Origin of the sequence: Sphingobium psychrophilum, from assembly GCF_012927105.1 — a bacterium.
GTDB lineage: Bacteria > Pseudomonadota > Alphaproteobacteria > Sphingomonadales > Sphingomonadaceae > Sphingobium > Sphingobium psychrophilum.
Genome location: NZ_JABBFV010000011.1, coordinates 1 through 19,381 on the forward strand (window position 1 = coordinate 1; position 19,381 = coordinate 19,381).

20 protein-coding genes and 2 pseudogenes are annotated in these 19,381 nt (G+C 59.9%); 12 read left to right on the forward strand and 10 right to left on the reverse strand.

Annotated features, from left to right (window positions below):
• From tnpC to HHL08_RS25945, 4 genes and pseudogenes are all read right to left on the reverse strand, one after another.
• The coding region (gene tnpC / locus HHL08_RS15150) for an IS66 family transposase (protein ID WP_235955087.1) at positions 1-1,515 on the reverse strand (1,515 nt) is incomplete at its 3' end.
• Between the two features lie 60 nt (positions 1,516-1,575).
• The gene (gene tnpB / locus HHL08_RS15155) at positions 1,576-1,923 is read right to left on the reverse strand and encodes an IS66 family insertion sequence element accessory protein TnpB (RefSeq protein WP_093088606.1); all 348 of its coding nucleotides are present in this window, start codon (positions 1,921-1,923) and stop codon (positions 1,576-1,578) included.
• Positions 1,920-2,249, reverse strand: a complete 330-nt coding sequence (gene tnpA / locus HHL08_RS15160) for an IS66-like element accessory protein TnpA (RefSeq protein ID WP_169573997.1) — start codon at positions 2,247-2,249, stop codon at positions 1,920-1,922. Before tnpA ends, tnpB begins: the two co-directional genes overlap by 4 nt.
• A gap of 99 nt (positions 2,250-2,348) precedes the next feature.
• Positions 2,349-2,663 (reverse strand): annotated as a pseudogene (locus HHL08_RS25945) (transposase); the annotation flags it as partial.
• Positions 2,664-2,915: 252 nt separating this feature from the next.
• Here HHL08_RS25945 and HHL08_RS15170 point away from each other — a divergent pair.
• The 3 genes from HHL08_RS15170 (at position 2,916) to HHL08_RS15180 (ending at position 7,185) form a co-directional block, all read left to right on the forward strand.
• Positions 2,916-3,695, forward strand: a complete 780-nt coding sequence (locus HHL08_RS15170; RefSeq protein ID WP_169573998.1) for a hypothetical protein — start codon at positions 2,916-2,918, stop codon at positions 3,693-3,695.
• A 153-nt stretch (positions 3,696-3,848) separates the two neighbouring features.
• Positions 3,849-4,835: an AAA family ATPase gene (locus HHL08_RS15175; protein ID WP_169573999.1), complete on the forward strand. Its 987-nt coding sequence runs from the start codon at positions 3,849-3,851 to the stop codon at positions 4,833-4,835.
• Between the two features lie 214 nt (positions 4,836-5,049).
• Complete coding sequence (locus tag HHL08_RS15180; RefSeq protein ID WP_206377903.1) at positions 5,050-7,185, forward strand: S8 family peptidase; 2,136 nt, start codon at positions 5,050-5,052, stop codon at positions 7,183-7,185.
• Between the two features lie 529 nt (positions 7,186-7,714).
• On the opposite strand, the gene HHL08_RS15185 is transcribed toward HHL08_RS15180, so the two are convergent.
• The 4 genes from HHL08_RS15185 to HHL08_RS15200 form a co-directional block, all read right to left on the reverse strand.
• Positions 7,715-8,053, reverse strand: coding sequence for a c-type cytochrome (locus tag HHL08_RS15185; protein ID WP_235955075.1), 339 nt, complete (start codon positions 8,051-8,053; stop codon positions 7,715-7,717).
• A 114-nt stretch (positions 8,054-8,167) separates the two neighbouring features.
• Positions 8,168-8,689, reverse strand: coding sequence for a GNAT family N-acetyltransferase (locus HHL08_RS15190; RefSeq protein WP_169574000.1), 522 nt, complete (start codon positions 8,687-8,689; stop codon positions 8,168-8,170).
• Positions 8,686-9,174 (reverse strand): response regulator, encoded by a 489-nt coding sequence (locus tag HHL08_RS15195; protein WP_169574001.1) that lies wholly within the window; start codon positions 9,172-9,174, stop codon positions 8,686-8,688. The genes HHL08_RS15190 and HHL08_RS15195 overlap by 4 nt, the downstream gene beginning before the upstream one ends.
• A 25-nt stretch (positions 9,175-9,199) precedes the next feature.
• Positions 9,200-10,243, reverse strand: a complete 1,044-nt coding sequence (locus HHL08_RS15200) for an L-lactate dehydrogenase (RefSeq protein ID WP_328804667.1) — start codon at positions 10,241-10,243, stop codon at positions 9,200-9,202.
• A gap of 378 nt (positions 10,244-10,621) precedes the next feature.
• Here HHL08_RS15200 and HHL08_RS15205 point away from each other — a divergent pair, with 378 nt between their 5' ends.
• Both HHL08_RS15205 and HHL08_RS15210 read left to right on the forward strand, forming a co-directional pair.
• Positions 10,622-11,587, forward strand: a complete 966-nt coding sequence (locus HHL08_RS15205) for a sensor histidine kinase (RefSeq protein WP_169574003.1) — start codon at positions 10,622-10,624, stop codon at positions 11,585-11,587.
• The gene (locus HHL08_RS15210) at positions 11,517-12,650 is read left to right on the forward strand and encodes an APC family permease (protein ID WP_169574004.1); all 1,134 of its coding nucleotides are present in this window, start codon (positions 11,517-11,519) and stop codon (positions 12,648-12,650) included. Before HHL08_RS15205 ends, HHL08_RS15210 begins: the two co-directional genes overlap by 71 nt.
• A gap of 5 nt (positions 12,651-12,655) precedes the next feature.
• Here HHL08_RS15210 and HHL08_RS15215 read toward each other — a convergent pair whose 3' ends face one another.
• Positions 12,656-12,934: a DUF1971 domain-containing protein gene (locus HHL08_RS15215; RefSeq protein WP_169574040.1), complete on the reverse strand. Its 279-nt coding sequence runs from the start codon at positions 12,932-12,934 to the stop codon at positions 12,656-12,658.
• 137 nt (positions 12,935-13,071) lie between these two features.
• On the opposite strand from HHL08_RS15215, the pseudogene HHL08_RS25640 reads away from it, so the two are divergent.
• Both HHL08_RS25640 and HHL08_RS15225 read left to right on the forward strand, forming a co-directional pair.
• Positions 13,072-13,269 (forward strand): annotated as a pseudogene (locus tag HHL08_RS25640) (1-phosphofructokinase family hexose kinase); the annotation flags it as partial.
• Positions 13,268-14,113, forward strand: coding sequence for an IS110 family RNA-guided transposase (locus HHL08_RS15225; RefSeq protein WP_169574005.1), 846 nt, complete (start codon positions 13,268-13,270; stop codon positions 14,111-14,113). The pseudogene HHL08_RS25640 and the gene HHL08_RS15225, both read left to right, overlap by 2 nt.
• A gap of 457 nt (positions 14,114-14,570) precedes the next feature.
• On the opposite strand, the gene HHL08_RS15230 is transcribed toward HHL08_RS15225, so the two are convergent.
• Complete coding sequence (locus HHL08_RS15230) at positions 14,571-14,996, reverse strand: Rrf2 family transcriptional regulator (protein WP_024018143.1); 426 nt, start codon at positions 14,994-14,996, stop codon at positions 14,571-14,573.
• A 115-nt stretch (positions 14,997-15,111) separates the two neighbouring features.
• Here HHL08_RS15230 and HHL08_RS15235 point away from each other — a divergent pair, with 115 nt between their 5' ends.
• The 5 genes from HHL08_RS15235 (at position 15,112) to ccoN (ending at position 19,381) form a co-directional block, all read left to right on the forward strand.
• Positions 15,112-15,561, forward strand: a complete 450-nt coding sequence (locus tag HHL08_RS15235; RefSeq protein ID WP_031308568.1) for a group III truncated hemoglobin — start codon at positions 15,112-15,114, stop codon at positions 15,559-15,561.
• Positions 15,554-15,829 carry a DUF1971 domain-containing protein gene (locus HHL08_RS15240; RefSeq protein WP_031308569.1) on the forward strand — a complete coding sequence of 92 codons (276 nt, stop codon included), beginning with the start codon at positions 15,554-15,556 and terminating at the stop codon, positions 15,827-15,829. Before HHL08_RS15235 ends, HHL08_RS15240 begins: the two co-directional genes overlap by 8 nt.
• A gap of 40 nt (positions 15,830-15,869) precedes the next feature.
• Positions 15,870-17,081 carry an NO-inducible flavohemoprotein gene (gene hmpA, locus HHL08_RS15245; protein WP_024018144.1) on the forward strand — a complete coding sequence of 404 codons (1,212 nt, stop codon included), beginning with the start codon at positions 15,870-15,872 and terminating at the stop codon, positions 17,079-17,081.
• 11 nt (positions 17,082-17,092) lie between these two features.
• A complete protein-coding gene (locus HHL08_RS15250; protein ID WP_024018145.1) occupies positions 17,093-17,557 on the forward strand; it encodes a hypothetical protein in 465 nt (154 codons plus the stop codon).
• 180 nt (positions 17,558-17,737) lie between these two features.
• The gene (gene ccoN / locus HHL08_RS15255; RefSeq protein ID WP_024018146.1) at positions 17,738-19,381 is read left to right on the forward strand and encodes a cytochrome-c oxidase, cbb3-type subunit I; all 1,644 of its coding nucleotides are present in this window, start codon (positions 17,738-17,740) and stop codon (positions 19,379-19,381) included.

Sequence of the window (19,381 nt, forward strand, 5' to 3'; positions counted from 1 at the left end):
CTGGAAAAGGACGAAGTGACCCAGTTCCCGCGTCACAGAGGCCCGTGTCGCATCAAAATGGAAAACCAAAAGTCCCTGTTTCCGGACATTTGAAGAGGAGGTGTAGTATGAATCGGTCGTTGCTATGCCTCGAAGCGCCCGTTCCGCCGCGTTGTTCGTCAGGCAGATGCGGCCATCGTCGAGGAAGGCTGCGAAGGCGGGCCATGCCTTGAGCATGTAATCCATGGCCTCGGCCACATCGCTGTTCTTTGACAGCTTTGCCCGGTTGTCGCGCATCCATTCTTCCAGATCGGCAACCAGCGGTGCGCTGAGTTCCTGTCGAAGGGCGTGGCGCTCCTGGGCCGGTCTGCCGTTGATGGCGCGCTCAATGTCAAAGATCGCGTCGATACGGCGGACCGCCTCCACCGCCAGCGGCGAGATGACGGCCTTTTTGCGGCGCTTCTTGAGCTGCGCGGCGATATCGGCCAGCTCGAAGAAATAACGGCGCGCGTGGCTCCAGCAAAGGGCGCGGGTTAGCGGCGCCGGCAGGCGGCCGCCATGGAACAGGGCATTATAGCCGGCATATGCATCAGCCTGAAGAATGCCTCTCCAACCGCGCAGATGGCCCACAGGATGCTCGCCCCGCCGGTCGCGGGAATAATGGAAGATCGCTGCGGGCGGTGCGGGTCCGCCAAAAGGTCGATCATCCCGAACATAGGTCCAGATCCGGCCCGTATCGGTCTTGGTCTTGGCCAGCACTGGCACCGTCGTATCGTCGCCATGCAATCGCTCGGCGGCAAGGACGTGGGCTTCGATCAGGAGATAGAGCGGCATCAGCGCGGCGGTGCAGGTGCCGACCTGATCGGCCAGAGTGGAAAGACTCAGGTCCACGCCTTCCCGGGCATAGCGATCACGCTGGCGGTTGAGCGGTTGATGCGCGCCGAACTTCTCGAACAGCAGCATCGCAAGGAAGCTGGGACCGAAGAGCCCGCGGGGCGTCACATGGAACGGCGCCGGCGGTTGTGCGATCTTCTCACAATCCCGGCAGGAGAACTTCTCCCGCACGGTCTGAACCACCTTCCACTGTCGCGGCACAACCTCGAGCGTCTCGGTGATATCCTCACCCAGCTTGCACAGCCGATCCGAGCCGCAACAGGGGCAGGCATCGGGCGCGGCGATGACGACGCGCTCGCGCGGCAGATGCTCGGGCAAGGCCTTGCGGGCGGGCCGCTTGCGCTCGAACGGCGCGACATTGGTCTTCGCTGCCGCCAAAGCGGCCAACGCCTCGTCTTCGCTGGCAGCGGTCTCGCACTCCTCGAACGTCAGCTCCATCTGGTCGAGCAGATGGCGCGTGCGCTCGGAGCGCTGGCCAAAAAGGGTGCGGCGCATCTTCTCGTTCTGCAGTTCGAGAAGGGCGTTACGGGCTTCCAGGTCGGCGTTGATGGCCTTGATGCGGGCGACTTCAGCGGCGACAGCCTCGGCAGCGGCAAGCCGCTCGCGAAGGCTGTCGATCTCTGCTTGTGCCTCGTTCCCCATGGCCAATAGCATAGCCAAAAAGCACCGAAATCTCTAGCTTTTTAGGTCATGCTAGGGCTTTTATCCGGCCAATGTCGGGCGCCATGTGGCCTGCGGATTACGCCAGTCGATCGCCTCCAACATGCAGGCCATCTGCGAGGGGGAGATGGCAATCACGCCGTCCACGGCCGAAGGCCAGATATACTTCCCGCGCTCGAGACGCTTGGCATAAAGCGACATGCCAACACCATCGTGCCAGATGATCTTGCAGAGGTCGCCGCGGCGTCCCCTGAAAATGTAGAGGTCGCCCGCGTAGGGATCACGTCCGAAACTTTGCTGCACCTGCAGGGCCAGGCTGCGCATGCCGCGCCGCATGTCCGTGTGCCCCGTTGCAATCCATATCCGAACGCCGGAGGGGACTGGGATCACGGCTTGACCGACCGCAGCACTGCCGACACCAGCCCAGGTGATGCGCCAGCGGGAATGCGCACAATCGCCCGCTCGAACTCAACGGTGATCGCCGATCCGGTCACTGGCATCGGATCGGGCTGCACCTGCACTTCTGCAAAGCCTTGGGCTGCCTGCCCCATCTGCCGCCGCCATCTGTAGATCTGGTTCGGCCGCAGATCGGCACGGCGGGCAATCTCCGCCACGTTTGCACCGGGCGCCGAAACCGCTGCGACCAGTTCGCGCTTCTGCTGGTCCGTCCATACCCGCCGCCGCTCCGGCCCCGAAATTACCGTGATCTGACTCATCGCACCGTCCTTAGTATCGGTGCAAACACCGGCGCTTGCACCGGTGCCATCTCAAAATATCAGCCGATCACCGCAAGGCGGCCCTCACCGGAGCGATACGATAAACTCGTCGGTGGCAAGCGTCATGATACTCTGGCGTTCGGGTCCATCGCGACGATAATCCTTGTAACGCAGCGTGACGCCAGTCTTGTCGAAGGAGATGAGCCGCCGGTTCGAGATAGCAGCCCGGTGGGTATAGCGGGACAGGTAGGCGAGGACTGCTTCCGGGCCGGCAAACGGCGCCTTCGCATAGACCACCCAGCGCACCTTCCGAACAGGGCCAAGATGGCGCAGAGCCGTTTTCGTCCTTCCGACGGTAGAATGCCGATTAAAAGACCACCATGTCAGCTGCGTAGAATTGCCGCAGTGGAAGATTTTTGGGGCTTGTGCCGTTACTGGTCCCCGTCCCCCGGTCTTATGTCCGGAACGAGTCTCGTCGCGTCACAGATGTTCAATCATCACGGTTTACCTGTGAGATATCTGGCGAATGTGAAGTTTTTCGGAATCCGCCCGTAATAGGAGGATAACAGAAGAGGAGCCGGCGGGCGGAGCGACCGACCTTATCCTGATTGTCATTTCGGTGGCGAACCGTCAGACATAGCGTTTGACATCGAAAGGGGACGATGGGTGGCGCTGATCGCATTGGAAGAGGCTCGGAAGCAGCCCGGCTTGCTGATCGAGATCCGTGGAACAATAAGCGCAAACATCGCCGCCGATCTGTTGAAAGCTCACAACAAGGCGTTCAGGGCGTGGTGTCGCGCAAACGGTGAACAGCCCCGCGATCTGGTAATTGTCGATAGTGGCACCGGCAGCTACTGGGCAAGGCTGAAGGATGCCGTCGAGGTTGCTGGATTGCTGCAACTGGGGTCGGATGTTCTGCCTGGCTTCATGACGAACTTGGCCTCGATCGTTCATCTGGGGTTCGCCAGCGACCCCTCCGAATTCCATAGTCTTTTCACTGATCTGCTTAAGGCCTATCGCCGGGCAATCACGCACAAAGCGGTTGAGGCGGTTGTCATCAGCGGCCTTGCGATCGAGTCCATCACGATCACGAGCGTCAAGCAGATTGACCAGATCATCGCGAAGGCCACGCTCCAGCGAATTCCCAAGGTCCCGGCGCCATCGGTCGGTCAGCAGGTTGCGCACGCCGAACTTGACTGGAAATTCCCCACAGGACTGCGTGGTCATGGCTTCAAGCGTCACGGGACGGTGAGACTGTTCGACGGCACTGTCTATGTCAGATTAGAAGGGATGCAGGGTACGATGCTGCCTGCGCATGGTCGGCAGGTGCATGAGCTGGGAGACGGGCTCAGCTACGCTTTTGAGGGGCACACGCTTACGAACGACGCCAAAGAGACCATTGGTTATGTGATTGAACTCGCTGAACCTGCCTCGCTATGGGGATAGAATACCGATCGTGAGGCGCTTCCTTCTCCCTGACCGCGACGATTAGCGTGCTCAGCCTGACGAAAAATGCTTCGCTGCCTTCGCGAACAGGTGGCAAAATCTGCCGATCCCGCTATCGTACTTCTACGGGACCGATTTGCTGGCAAGGATAACATGGCGCGCGGCGAGCTGATGAAAAGATTGCTGGCGAGTTACGGCCGGGACGAGGAGTTCCGGGCGGTCGCCGAGCAAATCATCACGGAAGAAGAAGCGAAGAACAACAAGGTGCTTGCGCGTTCGCTCCGGCGCTCGCTTGAGGTTGCCCCTCCCAAGGCCAGCCGACCGAAGGCGCTTGCCTCGCTCATTCCGTTTCCGGACGCCGCTGGCGATTTCATCGAGCTGGTCGAGCCGAGCCACAACAAGCAGGACATCGTTCTCTCAGCGGAGAATACCCGCATCTTCCTGGGGCTAATGGATGAGTTTCGGCGTGGCGAGGAAATTCGCCGACGGGGCCTTTCCGTTCGGTCCAAGATGCTGTTCTGCGGCCCGCCAGGCTGCGGGAAAACGCTCTGCGCAGAGATTTTTGCAGCCGAACTGGGCTTGCCCCTATATGTGGTCAAGCTCGATCGCCTGATCTCGTCCTACCTTGGTGAGACAGCGACAAATGTCCGCAAAATATTCGAATTTGCGCGCAAGCAGCCCTCGGTTCTGTTTTTCGATGAGTTCGATGCGATCGCCCGCGCGCGCGACGAGGGTGGCGAGCACAACGAACTGCGGCGCGTCGTCAACAGTCTGCTGATCTTCATCGATCGGATACAGCCGAAAGGCTATCTCGTCGCGGCGACCAATCTCGATCATTCGCTCGACGCAGCGATATGGCGTCGGTTCGACGAAGTTATCTGGTTCGACCGGCCCGATGCGCGCATGATTGCGCGCTTCCTCAAGATGAAGTTCAAGAATGTGGCAATTGCCTTCGATCCCGAGGATCATCTCTCGGAGCTTGAAGGCTATTCCTATGCGGAGCTGAACCGGATCTGTGTTCAGTCCATGAAGAGCGCGATTATCGATCGCCGGAAGCAGGTCGGGGAATCCGATTTCAAAGTTGCGGTCGCCGATGAACAGCGGCGGAAGCGTCGAACCAGACGCATGGCGGCGGACTGACCTCTACTAAATGGCCCGCTATGATCATTTGCAGCTGGTACGGCTGCCTGAGCGACTGCCGCGTCGAAAGACAGGCGGCGGCGGACCTCCGCCCCAGCGAGAGCCTGGTGGCCACAGCCGCAGACTCGGTGAAGAACTCGACCAAGCCGTGGAAGTCCAACGGCAGCGTCGACGCCCGGATGCGGTCAACCCTGCGCTGATCCTTCGCGTCAGTATGAGCGGGCCATTGCTGGAGGAGGAGTGGGCCAAGGTCGGATTGACCGTGCTTTCGAGCGACGAAGATCGGTCACTCATCCTGTTCGCCTCCAATGATGAACTGACTGATTTCCGGCGCAAGATGACAGCTTATGGTCAAGGCGTGCGTGGCGACCAAATCAATCCGTCCTATGCGGGCTTCATCGCCAACGTCGAAGGGATCGCCGCAGTAGCGCCGCGCGATCGCATTGGCCTTCGCGCACGCGAAGCAGCCCTCGTTGAGACAGAAGATTTCCAGCCTGGCACACAGTATATCGTCGATCTCGAACTCTGGGATCTCGGGCGGCGTGAGCTGCGGGAGCGAAAGCTGGACGAGATCGTCGCCTATGCTGAAGCGCTTGGTGCCGAAGAGCTGGATCGGCATATCGGCCCGAACATCACGATGGTTCGTCTGAGCGGTGATGGTCGAATGGTGCGTCCACTTCTTGCAATCGAAGAAATTGCTGAAATCGACTTCCCGCCCGAACCGGATTTTATGGAGCGCGACACGGGCGATCTGGCGATTGGAGAACTGCCTCCCGTCGAAGAATTGGCCGCCGATGCCCCGCTGATCGGCATCATCGACAGTGGCGTGAACGACCATCCGTTGATCGAGGACATCATCGCCGGTGCTATCGGAGTGCCGGCGACGCTTGGGACGGCCGACGATTGGGGACATGGTACGTTCGTTGGAGGCATTGCAACCTTTGGCGATCTTCGGGCGCAGCTCGGCAATGAAGCACTTGTACGAAATGCGCGGCTCTGTTCCGCCAAGGTCGTGGATGAGCGCGGGCGTTTTCCCAACAGCCGATTGGTCCCGCGCCTTATGCGTGAGGCCATAACCAGACTAAATGACGAGTTTGGGTGCCGCATTTTCGTGATCTCCTTGGGCGACCGCACCAAACTGATCGAGGGGACGAAAGTCGGCGTGTGGGCTCAAACGCTCGATGAACTGGTGCGTGAACTCGATGTAGTCATCATCGTTTCGGCCGGGAATCGGCATCCGCGCAGCCATTTGCGGGTTGAGGAGGCTGTGACCGAATATCCTTCCTACCTGTCCGAGCCTGCCAACCGACTCTGCGAACCCGCCGGCGGCATGAACATTGTGACGGTCGGCGCACTCGCCCACGGAAATGGTCTTCCAGCCGCAGCTGCGGGGACGGTCGGAATTCGGCCCATCACCGAGCGGCTCGAACCGTCCCCCTTCTCGCGCGCGGGGCCAGGCGCAAGAGGCGCCATCAAACCTGATTTTACGGATATCGGTGGAACACTGATTTACGACGGTACGACAAACCTCCTTCAGGGTGGTGAGGTCCGCCCGGAAGCCGGTGTCCTCTCGCTTCACCATCGCCCGGTGGATCGTCTTTTCGCAACCCGGTCCGGTACGTCGCACGCCGCGCCGCTGGTTGCCTATAAAGCCAGCCAGATACTGGGAAGATTCCCCGATGCCTCGGCTAACCTTGTACGCGCGCTTCTTGCCAGCAGCGCAACAGTGCCATCTGAGGCTGCACATCGTCTTGCCTTGTTAGGCGAGGTGCCGACCCGCGCGCAGTGCGGCTACGGAATGGTCGATGCCGAGCTTGCCTCCTATTCCGATGACAATCGTGTTGTCCTTTACGCGGAGGACGAACTCACGATCGACCATTTTGCGGTCTATCAGATACCGATTCCGCGACCATTCCAGACAGAACGTGGTCGTCGAACGATCCGCGTAAGCCTGGCCTACGATCCACCTGTGCGCCACAGCCGGCTCGACTATAATGGTGTCTCGATGAGCTTCCGGCTCGTTCGTGGGTGCGAGCCGGAAACGATTTTCGAGCATTACCGGCAACGCACGCAGGCCGAGGGACCGATCCCGGAAATGGCCAACCGCAACAATTGCACCTTATCTCCGTCATCTACAGCGCGCGAAAAATCGAGCCTTCAAAGCGCGTCCGTTACCTTCTCACGAGACGTCAGCAGTTACGGTGACGCCTACTATCTGGTCGTGCGCTGCGCGGGAGGATGGTCAGGGGATGTCGGCCAGCAAGGCTTCGCTATTGTTGTCGAAATCTCGCACGAGGCGGAATTAACTTTGTATGAGCGCCTGCGGCAGCAATTGCGGGTTCGCGCCTGATCGACTTCTGACTGGAACAACGTCAGGACGGCCCTCGCAGAGGCATATAGCAATCGTGCCGTGACCGAGGCGGCCCATCGATATGTTTGTGGGATCGATGACGGCGCGCCGGATTTTGTCCGCCGGCATTCTGGACGGGCCAGTGCGGGACACTTCTACGGCAGATAGTTGAAAATATTGCCACCGAGCGAGGTCACTCACGCGCGCGACGTTAAGGGGCTGAATTTTGAAAAGCCGCCCGTCCGCACCTGAGGATCGAAAATCAGCGGCTGAACGGCTATGAAGGGTCGGTAGGCGGCAGCTGCCACTTTTCTGCCGTTCTCGACAACTACGACATCCGACAGCTCTCGCCAGTTTCCGACGTTCGTGGGCCACCAGTGTCGCGCCTTTTGGCGGAGGATGCCGCCCCCCTATGTGTAAGGGACTAAAAGCGGACTTGCGGAAGCGAACGCGGCTGGGCTGGCAAAACGGATAATTGATCTCTTATACCGCGGCTTCCGGGGTTGGCATGAAAGGGCGGATTAGACCGTTATTCCATCGGCGAAAAACATGCGGCCATTGCAGCCTTGTCGGACGAAGGCTTGGCGCAGGGATTGAGATCCTCCAGATAGCCGACGATTTCGGTTATTTCCTGAGGTGTGAGTTTGAATCGGGGCATATTGCGATGCCCCACCTGTAAGCCCTTCAAGAATGATTCCCGCAGGGCATCGACAGGATAGCGGCGATATAAGGAACGAAATGTCGGCGCGTCGGGGTTGGTGCTGACGCCATCCGGTCCTGTTGCGTGGCAGCCTGAGCATTGCTGGTCGACAAGCTGACGACCTCCATGGGCAGGGGCCGCACCTGCCCAAGCGAGCACCCCGCTCATGAGGCCCAGGCATTGGGTTCGAAATCTCATTCGATGGTGTCCTTGCATGCTATGTCGGTGAGTTTTTGCTGGGCTAGCGGTCCCCGCGGCCGCCGGTCGAACCGCGTCTGCCTATCATCGGCGCCCAAGTGTGCGGCTGACCAACATCAGCGTGGAATCGCCGGGATACTCAGTGGCGATAAAGCCTTGGTCGCATTCGACCTCGATAGCGGCATGGTTGTCCCGACTCTCGATTGCTTCCAGCGTCCGCAACCCGATTGTCTCAGCGTAGCGCGCAATATGGGCCAACAACGCCCAGCCTATGCCTTGGCCCTTATAATCGGCGCGGATTGCAATCGCCACCTCGCCCTGCTCCAAGTCGGCGCCGTAAGCCAGCATTGCAGTCGCAACCATCCGGGACTGGTCCTGTGTGAACACAAGAAAGCTGTCGCTATTGGGTAGTGGGCATTCAAGCATCGTAATCTGCGCCTGGCTCACTTCCCTGATCCCGCTGAGAAATCGAAACCTAAGATCCACGGGGGTGACGTGGGCAAAGAAAGCCTTGATCGTCGGGCCATCACCGACGTGTGCGCGCCGGACATGAAAATGGGCGCCGGATCGGGTCGTGATCGGTGAGACATTTTCCGATTGCGTCATATCGTTTCCTCCGAGATTTGGCGGCTGCCCGTCTTCAGCGAGATGGCGCTGTCCAGCGCCACCGGCTTGGATGTTCGGCGGACGACAGGGGGAATGGCAGCGCGTACTCTGGCTGCGACCGAGGACAGCGCATCGATAAGCTGCGCTGGCCTAAATGGCTTGATCACCAGTTCGCTCATGGGCACGCCATAAGCCATCCATTCAGCCGCGGTCGACGAACTGGTATAGACGATCGGCATAGTGGATGCGTGCAGCCGAGCGCGGCGACCGATATTCCAGCCCGTCGAGCCGCGGCCGAGGCGCACATCTGTGACGACGCAATCAATATGCCCGTCGTCCGTCGCGATGCAGTTGAGGGCTTCCACGCCGTTATTTGCCAGCAGGATGTCAAAGCCTGCATGCTTGAGCATCTCGGCAACCGGTGTCCGCACGGACTTTTCATCCTCTACGTAGAGTAGGAGCTGATGTTTGGGATCGACCGCCATGGAACATTGCCTTTCGAGCGTCGGGTTACTCAGATGTCGTACGGCTTCTCGCTTCGTCGCGGAGCCAGGCTACTTCGTTCGATTGCGGCAGCCCGGCCTCCCGGACCTGAGCCTCCACCACGCCCTGGATCGTTAACGAGGACGATCGGAACGCTGCAGCCTCGTCAGCGTTGAGGAGCGGCGCTAGAACCTGCTCCACACCGTTTGCGCCAATGATGCAGGGCATGCTGATCGCAATTTCGTCAGCACCAGCGATTCCGTGCATGAGGGTCGAAATCGGTAAAACCGCGCGCTCGTTGCGGATTATTGCCTCGCAAATCCGAACGATGGCTGTCGCAATGCCGAAGGAGGTATACCCCTTGCCAGACACGATCGAATAGGCCGATTCACGCACAGCTTTCGCGACAGCGACGGTGTCAAGTATCGGGCGATCGGTCTGAAACTCCTGCAAGGGAATCCCGCCGATACGGACCGCAGAAAAAATCGCCACTTCGCTATCGCCATGCTCGCCCAGCACAACGGCATCCACAGCGGACGCTGCGACATTGAAGTGTGCGGCAAGCATTTGCCGCAGCCGGTTTGAATCGAGCAGCGTGCCGGTCCCGAGGACCTGGCTGGCGGGGAGGCTGCCAGAGTTGAACGCTATGGCTGTCATCACATCGACGGGGTTGGCCGCGATCAGTAAAATGCCATCAAACCCAGCAGCGTCGAGAGCATTGACACAGTCCCTCACGATTTGCGCGCTACGCGCAGCCACGGACAGACGGTTTTCAGCGCCATGGGTCGCCGCGCCTGCGGTGATGACGGCCACCTTCGCGCTCGCAGCGTCGTCATATGTGCCGGCCCAGATACGCGACGGTCTTGCCAAGGCGTTGGCATCCGACAAATCTGCGGCTTCGGCAGACGCCAATGCATGGTTGTCGTCGATGAGCACGATCTCGGGAAAGATGCCCCGGAGCATCATTGCGTAGGCAGCCGTTGCCCCGACATGCCCCGCACCGATTATTACTATCCGGTCCGTCGATTCCCTTAGCGTCATTGGCCGGCACCCGGTGGAACTGCCCGCCATGTCGTTCCGGGCGGCTTGACCATCGCGCAGCCGCACGTGCGGCATCTGCCAACGAACAGTCCGGCTTCCCAGTGCGTGCCCCGCGGATCGACCGAATGACGGCCGACCAATGTGTGGAGGCTCATAGCGGCATTCTGAATCTGGTCATGGCATTGCTCCGCCTTCAGGCGAGAGCGCTACCGTCCCTCGGTCACAGGATGCCTGCATCAGATCGGGTGATGCGCCATATATACCATGGCAAGGTCGGATGACCTAACGACACCTCCAATGAATTAGGCGGACCGCTCAATCAGGTGTAGAAGGATGTCACCACCGGTCCTCCTGGCTCGTCGGTGGCTGAGAGTCTCACGCTCCCGCCCGACGGAGCGAAAATCTCACATGAAACAGTTCGAGAACCTCGAAGACGCCCAGACCCTCGCCCTCGCGATCGTGGATACGATCCCAGAGCCGTTCCTCGTGCTGGACGACAGCTTCTCGGTCATGGCGGCAAGCCGGTCCTTTTATGAATGTTTCAAAGTCGACGCAGCCCAAACTCGCGGGCGATCCCTATTCGCTCTTGGCGACGGACAATGGGACATTCCGGCGCTGCGCCATTTGATAGCAACGATCATTCCGGGACAGCCTGCGATGGAAGGCTTCGAGGTCGAGCACGACTTCCCAGCAATCGGGCGCAAGGTCATGCTGCTGAACGCTCGGACTGTGACCTATGCAGGCAAGGACACCGCCAATATCCTGCTGGCGTTTCAGGATGTGACCCTCCGGCGCCAGATCGAGCAAGAGAAGGCTGCGCTCAATGCGCAGACCGAACATCTCCTCGCCCAGCAGCGCATCTTGTTCCAGGAAATGCAGCATCGGGTCGCCAACAGTCTGCAGATCATCGCCAGCATTCTCACGCTCAAGGCGGGATCCGTGACTTCCGAGGAGACGCGCCATCATCTGGAGGATGCCCGCGAGCGGGTCATGTCTGTGGCCGCAGTGCAGACGCACCTCAATGCATCCGAAGGTATCGACCGCATCGAAGTGGGTGCCTATTTGGTGAAACTCGGCAGCGGCCTTTCGGCATCCATGATTGGTGAGGGAAGACCGATTGTGCTCGATGTCGTCACAGACGAAAGCATCATTGCCTCGGCCGATGCCATCAGCCTGGGGTTGATCGTCACAGAGCTCGTCATCAATGCGATCAAATATGCCTTTCCGACTCCCCGACCCGACGCCCGCATTTTAGTTCAGTATGAAGTGCAAGGCAGTGACTGGTCACTGACGGTTTCGGATAATGGCGTATGCGACGCAGCGCGCATACGGTGCGCCATGGCTGAGCTACCTGGTCGGACTGACCGTCCTTAGTTCTGGCCTCGCCTCAATCGCGACCCAGGCCAAGGTCGTGGCAGAGAACTTGAATACGCTCGTCGGGTTCGACTTCGGGTTCACCGTTTTATCCAGCCCGACAGAGATAGTGCTGATCGGCGTCGTGTTCCTCCTGCTTTTAGACGGGATCGTGTTTCGGGGCATCACGACATCGGTCTGGGTGAACACAGCTTTCACGGTGGTTTCCGCACTCGGGTTGTTGCTTGTCATCGCGGTGGGCGCCCGTTTCTGGGGCCAGGCCGATCTTTTCGAAGTCCCTAAAATACCTGGGAATGCTCATGGCGATCTCACGCTCGGGCTGCTCCTACAGGGATCGATCCTGACGTTCTTCTCATTCCTTGGGTTCGAAGACATGCTCAACGTCGCGGAAGAGGTAGAGCGTCCCGAGCGCAACATGCCGATCGGCATCATTGGCGCGATGCTCACCGCATCGGTGATATACATGGCTGTCGCGATCACAGCGGTCTCCGTCGTGCCGTGGGCTGAACTTGCCAGCGCGCCGGGCCCGCTAAAACTCGTTGTTGAACGAGCCGCTCCTTGGTTTCCAGCAGTTGGATTCACCGTCATCACGATTGCGGCCGTTTCGAACACGGCCCTGGTGAACTACGTGATGGGCTCGCGGCTGCTCTACGGAATGGCTCAGCAGGGACTGATCCCGGCCGTTCTGGGCACGGTCCATATCACGCGCCGCACGCCGCACATCGCCATCGGGGCGCTGCTGGTCGTCGTTGTCGCGATGCAGTTCGTTGGGGACATAGCTCAGTTGGCAAGCGCCACGGTGCTGCTGCTGCTAGTCGTGTTCGCGTTGGTCAACGCTGCGCTGATCGTCCTCAAGCTGAGGGAAGGCGATATCCCTGGCTGCTTCAATGCGCCAATCGTCGTTCCGGTGCTAGGCGTCCTGATCTGCCTCGCGATGATAGCAGCGCGGATAGTGCAGGCCGACTGGTATGGGCCAGCACTGACCCTCGCTCTCCTGGTCGCGATCATGGTCCTCTATTTCGTCACGGCGAAGGCCAAGACGCCAAGCGCGGCGACGACATGAAGATATCATCCCCCGAGACGAGGCAGGTGATCGAAGAAGTCGACCTGCATTTCCATCGGGCCCACAGGTTCAACGAAGTGAGTCTGTTCGGGCAGAATGACCGCTGGCGCGCCAGGCGTGACCAGGATTTCGCTGGCCGGCTCCAAAATGGTGAGCTTGAGGGTTCCGCGAAGAACGCGGATGAGGCCCCACGTCCCCGCCTTGGTGCGGTGGTCGCGTCGCAGGGCCTTCGGCAAGGTCACTTCATCGAAGATCGGCGTGGACCGGTAAGGCTCATCAAGCATGTGCATGTCCTTCGTCACCGCCAGCAAGAAGCAGTAGCGAAACACCCGTTAGCAATCAGCAGGCTCGGTCAAGCTCCAAGGTACTCGGCCCAGTCCGCCCAACGCTACAGGCAGCGCCAGAACGGCAAAGGATCGATATGAAAAACATTGCCACCCTGACGATGAATCCCACGATCGACGTGGCCTACGAAGTGGATCAAATGGTCCATACTCACAAGATGCGCACGGTCGCGGAGCATTATTGCCCCGGCGGCGGGGGTATAAACGTTGCGCGTGTCTTCGTACGTTTGGGCGGTAATGCACGGTGCATCTACTTGGCCGGCGGTGCGACCGGTGGCCGGGAAGCTCCAATGCCTGGGCCATGAGGTGAAGCTGATGCCGCCTGCCTACGTGAAGGCTTATGTGAAGCGGAACAAAAATGATGCAGCCGATGCCGAAGCGATCTGCGAGGCGGTGAGGCGACCGACGATGCGCTTTGTGGCGATCAAGTCGGCCGACGCGCAGAGCGTGCTGATGTTGCATCGCGCCCGTCACCTGCTGGTCCGGCAGCGGACCGCGCAGGTTAGTGCGCTGCGCGCGCATCTGGCCGAATATGGGATTGTGGCACCCAGAGGCCGCGCCCATGTCCGCGAGCTCGTCGGCGTTCTCAACGCGGGCGAAGCAGCGATCCCGGAACTGGCGCGGCAGACATTGCTGCTGATCGCCGGCATGATTGATGGCTTGAGCCAACAGATCCGTCAGATCGAGATCGAGTTGATGGCTTGGCATCGCGCCAATGCCGCGTGCAAGCGTTTGGAGACGATCCCCGGCATCGGGTTTATCACCGCCACCGCGCTCGTTGCGACCGTCGGCGACGCCGCTATCTTCCGTTCCGGTCGCCAGTTTGCCGCCTGGCTGGGGTTGGTACCCAAGCAACATTCCTCCGGCGGGAAGGAGCGAATGGGCGCGATATCGAAGATGGGGGATCGCTATCTGCGCCATTTGCTAGTCGTCGGCGCAACCGCCGTTGTCCGCTACACCCGGCGCAAGCAGACGACCGTCAGCATCTGGGCGAACCAGCTGCTCGAGCGCAAGCCCGCAAGGCTGGTGACCGTCGCGGTCGCCAACAAGATGGCCCGGATCGCCTGGGCCGTGATGGCGCGCGATGAAAATTACCGCGCCGGTCCGGTAACCGCCTGACCTGGCGCCAACCACTTTGGGCAGGAGAGAACGACACGCGTGATGCCGATCCGGGGCTTGCCGGGGATGGAAACAACCTGAGTGATTCAACGCGCATCACAGCGCGCCAGCTTGATGAGGATCCCATCCACCGACACCATCATGGCCAGCGGCCTTTCACGCCGCGCAAACAGGCCGGACACATGAATGAACCTGACCCGGCTCAGATCAACGCGTCAATTTCCCCCTTGCCCAACAGGGGCCGTCCACACATGAATCACATCTTACCCCGCTTGGGAATCCCGCAACCGATTCAAATCAGCCAGGACAGACTCTAGGCGCTGCGCACCTGGGTAACGGCGTCGGCCGGGTTTCGTTTCAGCTTGACCGAAGTATTGAAACTCCAAAACGGTGATCGGCGAGCCATCTTCTCCCTCACAACGATAGCGCGCGCATTCCTCCTCCATCGGCAGAGCCTCTATGCCGCTTCGGGTGCAAAGAGACTGAGCATATCGACCCGCCTCGCCAACAGGTCGTCGAGCGTGTAGCTGTCGAGCACGGCCATGAATGCGGCAAGCGCCTCGCGAAGAACGCCCGTCGCTCCGCACGCCGGCGCGATGATGCAGCTTCCGCAATCGACCAGATCGAACCCATCCTCCGTGTGCCGCACGACCGATCCGATGATAATCTCACCCGGCGGTCGCGCGAGGCGAATTCCGCCAAGACGCCCCCGAGCGCTCGCCACAAAGCCCGCTTTTCCGAGGTCGTGAACCACCTTCATCAAATGGTTTTGCGAGATCGCATAGGCACCCGCCATCTCGGAAATCGAGCATAGCCGATCAGGCCGCGCTCCAAGGTAAAGCAGCACCCTAAGGGCATAGTCGGTGTAGCGCGTCAGCTTCATGTCGCTTCCCGGTCACAGCGCCCAATCGACGCTGCACTAATATATATGCATTCTTGTTGCATGTTTCCAACCCGGTGATACATGTAGCGTAGATACATGATTTCGGAGTCGGTCAATGGATGACGATACGCAGGTTGACGAGGAAGGGCTAAGCCGTCTCGTGACGCTGTTCTATGCGCGGGTCCGCGAGGATGCCGAGCTGGGGCCGATCTTCAACGACGCGATCGCCGATTGGCCGGAACATCTCGAAAAGCTGGCGGCATTCTGGTCATCGGTGATGCTCACCAGTGGTCGATACAAGGGTCAACCGGTGCCGGCTCATTTGAAGCACAAATCACGAATTACGCCGGCGCTATTCGACCGATGGCTAACGCTTTGGGCTGAGGCGACCAACGAAATGATGTCGCCCGAAGCCGCCGCCGCTTTGCAAGCGAAAGCGAAGCGGATCGCCGAAAGCCTGCAGCTCGCCGTGTTTTTTCGGCTCGATCGGCAACGCGCGGAAGGCTCGGCAATCAATTCCGATACGCTGGATTGCCCAAGGCGGAGAGTGCAAAGCCATGCCTGACATCCTTCCCTATCGTTCCACACCGGTGTTTGATCAGGATACACTACCGGCTGCCTTGCGGGCGCGACACGATACCAAGGCCGGTGTCTGGGGCCTGATCCGCGTTTTGGAAGGCGAGCTTAAGCTCACCTATCTCGATCCGCCTTCGGAGATCGTGCTGACACCGAACCAGCCAGGATTGGTTCTGCCGCAGCAGCCGCATTTCGTGACGCCGATGGGGTCAATGAAGATGCAGGTCGATTTCTACGATCAGCCGCCCGCGCGCTGACATTGCCGGAAATTTCAACGCATTTCAGAAGGAGAAGTTCATGTCGCAACCTCTTAGCGATCAGACGATCGCGCTCGTCAAGGCGACCGTTCCCGCGCTGGAAGCGCATGGTCTGGACATCGTACACGAAATGTATTCCCGGATGTTCCAGAACCCGGAAATCCGCGACCTTTTCAATCAGTCGCATCATGGCGACTCCGGATCGCAGCCGCGTGCGCTCACGGGCGCCATTCTCGCCTATGCCAGCAATATTGAAAATCTCGGTGCGCTTGCGCCTGCTGTTGAGCGGATCGCGCAAAAGCATGTGGGCCTTCAGATTTTGCCCGAGCACTATCCGCACGTTGCCGAGGCGCTCCTTGGCGCGATCAAGGCGGTGCTGGGAGATGCAGCAACGGAGGAAATCCTTGCGGCATGGGGCGAGGCCTACTGGTTCCTCGCCAATATCCTGATCGCACGCGAGCAGCGGGTCTACACAGAGCAGAAGGACGCGGCGGGCGGATGGAATGGCTGGCGTGACTTCCGCGTCGAAGACGTCTTGCGCGAGAGCAGCGTCATCAATTCCTACATTCTCCGCCCGGTCGATGGCGGACCCGTCATGCAGCACAAGCCGGGGCAGTATCTGACTTTCTGGCTGGAGATTCCCGGTCATCCGCCGGTCAAGCGCAACTACTCGATTTCGGCGGCTGCCAATGGCGAAACCTATCGCATTTCGGTGAAACGCGAATCGCAGGGCCTGGCTTCGGGATGGCTTCATGACGAGGTGAAGCCCGGAACCGTGTTGAAGGTCGCCGCGCCGGCGGGCGAGTTCTTCCTTTCCGAGCACGTCGAACGTCCCGTGGTCCTCCTCTCCGGCGGTGTGGGCCTGACGCCAATGGTGGCGATGCTCGAGGCGCTTGCGCAGAGCGGCGCCGATGTGCCCGTTCACTATATTCACGGAACCCATGATCGCGACACGCATGCGATGCGCGATCATGTCCGCACCGTAGCTGGGCAGGGCAGCGCGGTGTCGGTTACCGATTTCCATCAAACTCCGCTGGAAGGCGAAGCGCAGGGCCAGGACTATGATGTCTCCGGCATCATCACCGATGAGTGGCTCGTCGCCAACACGCCGGTCGGTGAGGCCGACTACTATATTTGCGGACCGCGCCCGTTCCTGCGTCACGCGGTTTCGACCTTGTCGCTCGCCGGTGTGCCGTCCGACCGAATTCACTACGAGTTCTTCGGCCCGGCGGACGAACTTCTGGCAGCCTGACGGGAGACGTTATGGACGACATCACCATAGCTCGGGCGATCCATGTTCTCGCGGTTCTGCTCTGGATCGGCGGCGTGGCGTTTGTGACACTCGTGGTGATGCCGTCCATTCGCGCCGCGCATCCGCCAGCTGACAGGCTCGCGGCTTTCCACAAGCTCGAAGGCCGTTTCGCGGCGCAAGCGCGCATCTGGGTGCTGCTTGCCGGCGTCAGCGGCTTTTGGATGGTTGAGCGCGGGCAGATGTGGGATCGGTTCGCCGACCTGCGTTTCTGGTGGATGCATGCGATGGTTGGCCTCTGGGCGATTTTCGCTGCCATGCTGTTCGTGATTGAGCCGTTATTTCTTCATCGACGCATGGAGGATTCATCGCAGCCCGCCGCCGACTTCGATCGCATGGAGGTCGTTCATCGCGGGCTTCTGGGGTTTGCGGTGATCACGCTTCTCGGCGCCGTGGCAGGCAGTCACGGATTGTTGTGAGGGCATTGATTGGTGACCCCAATTGTGCCGTATGACTTGTCGGAAAGCGGGCGTGGCGGGAACCCGGAGCGGACTAAGGTGTTGCAGCTTATGCGCAAGTTCCGTGGCCCGCTCCCCGGAGTCAGTGCTGCGCTGAAAAAAAGCCGCGTGGCAGCGACCAAAGGGGGATATTGATCGGGCATGGTTAAAAGTTTGACCGAGGCCGAGCGGCAGATCGCGCTCGCAATTTCTGTTGCTGTCGCCTTTTGCGGTTTGGTCCTCGCCGCCGCAGGCACCCAGGACACGATAGAAGTTCACGGATGGCTGATCCTGATCTTCGGCGCCATTTGCGCAGTTGTTGTAATCCGAGACTTATGGGAGCCGGAGCCGCCAAAATCCCGCCTCGAAAGCTATTATGACGACCCGATCAAGGCCGGCATTATCGCGAGCATGGCCTGGGCAGTGGTCGCCATGTTCGTGGGAGTATGGGTGGCAGCCCTGCTCGCGTTTCCCGATCTGACATTCGATAGCGCCTGGGCGAGCTTCGGCCGCCTGCGACCGGTTCACACGAGCGGTGTGATCTTTGGATTTGGCGGCAACGCGCTCATCGCCACCTCGTTTCATGTCGTGCAGCGGACCTCGCGTGCCCGGCTCCCCGATCAGCTTTCCCCCTGGTTTGTCCTTGTCGGCTACAATCTGTTCTGCATCCTGGCCGCCAGCGGATATCTGCTTGGTGTCACCCAATCGAAGGAATATGCCGAAGCCGAATGGTATGCGGACATCTGGCTGGTGATCGTCTGGGTGACCTATTTCGTCCTCTACATCAGGACGCTGGCGCGCCGCAAAGAACCCCACATCTATGTGGCCAACTGGTATTTCATGGCCTTCATCCTCGTCGTCGCAATTCTGCATATCATCAATAATCTCGCTGTCCCCGTCTCGCTGGGGCACGCCAAAAGCTATACGATCTGGTCGGGCGTGCAGGACGCGATGGTGCAGTGGTGGTATGGCCACAATGCCGTCGCCTTCTTCCTCACGGCCGGCTTCCTGGGGATGCTCTATTATTATCTGCCGATACGGGCGCAGCGGCCGATCTTCTCGTATCGGCTGTCGATCCTGAGCTTCTGGGGCATCACATTTTTCTACATGTGGGCCGGCTCGCATCATCTTCACTATACGGCGCTGCCGCATTGGGTCCAGACGCTGGGGATGACCTTCTCGGTCATGCTTCTCGTTCCGTCCTGGGCCTCGGCCGGGAATGCCTTGCTGACGTTGAACGGCGCATGGCACTGCGTGCGTGACGATGCCACGCTGCGCTTCATGATGGTCGCAGCCGTGTTCTACGGCATTTCTACCTTCGAAGGATCCTTCCTGGCGATCCGCCCGGTCAATTCTCTCTCGCATTATACCGATTGGACCGTGGGCCACGTTCATGCAGGCGCACTCGGATGGGTCGCGCTCATTACCTTCGGCTCATTCTATACGCTGGTGCCGTCACTCTGGAAGCGCGAGAAGATGTATTCGTCGGCGCTGGTCGAGTGGCATTTCTGGCTCGCTCTGGCCGGGACACTTGTCTACATTTTCGCAATGTGGAATTCCGGCATTATCCAGGGCCTTATGTGGCGGACCTATACGGAGGAAGGCACGCTCGCCTATTCGTTCCTCGACTCGCTGCGCGCGATGTATCCCTATTACATCGCGCGTACCTTCGGCGGCCTGTTGTTCCTGATCGGAGCAGTGATCGGCTCTTACAATATGTGGAGGACCATTCGCGCATCGCCATCCAGCGCGGCGATAGAAGGCGACGTTCCTTTGAACGTCACCACCGCGGTGGTGAGGGGCTGA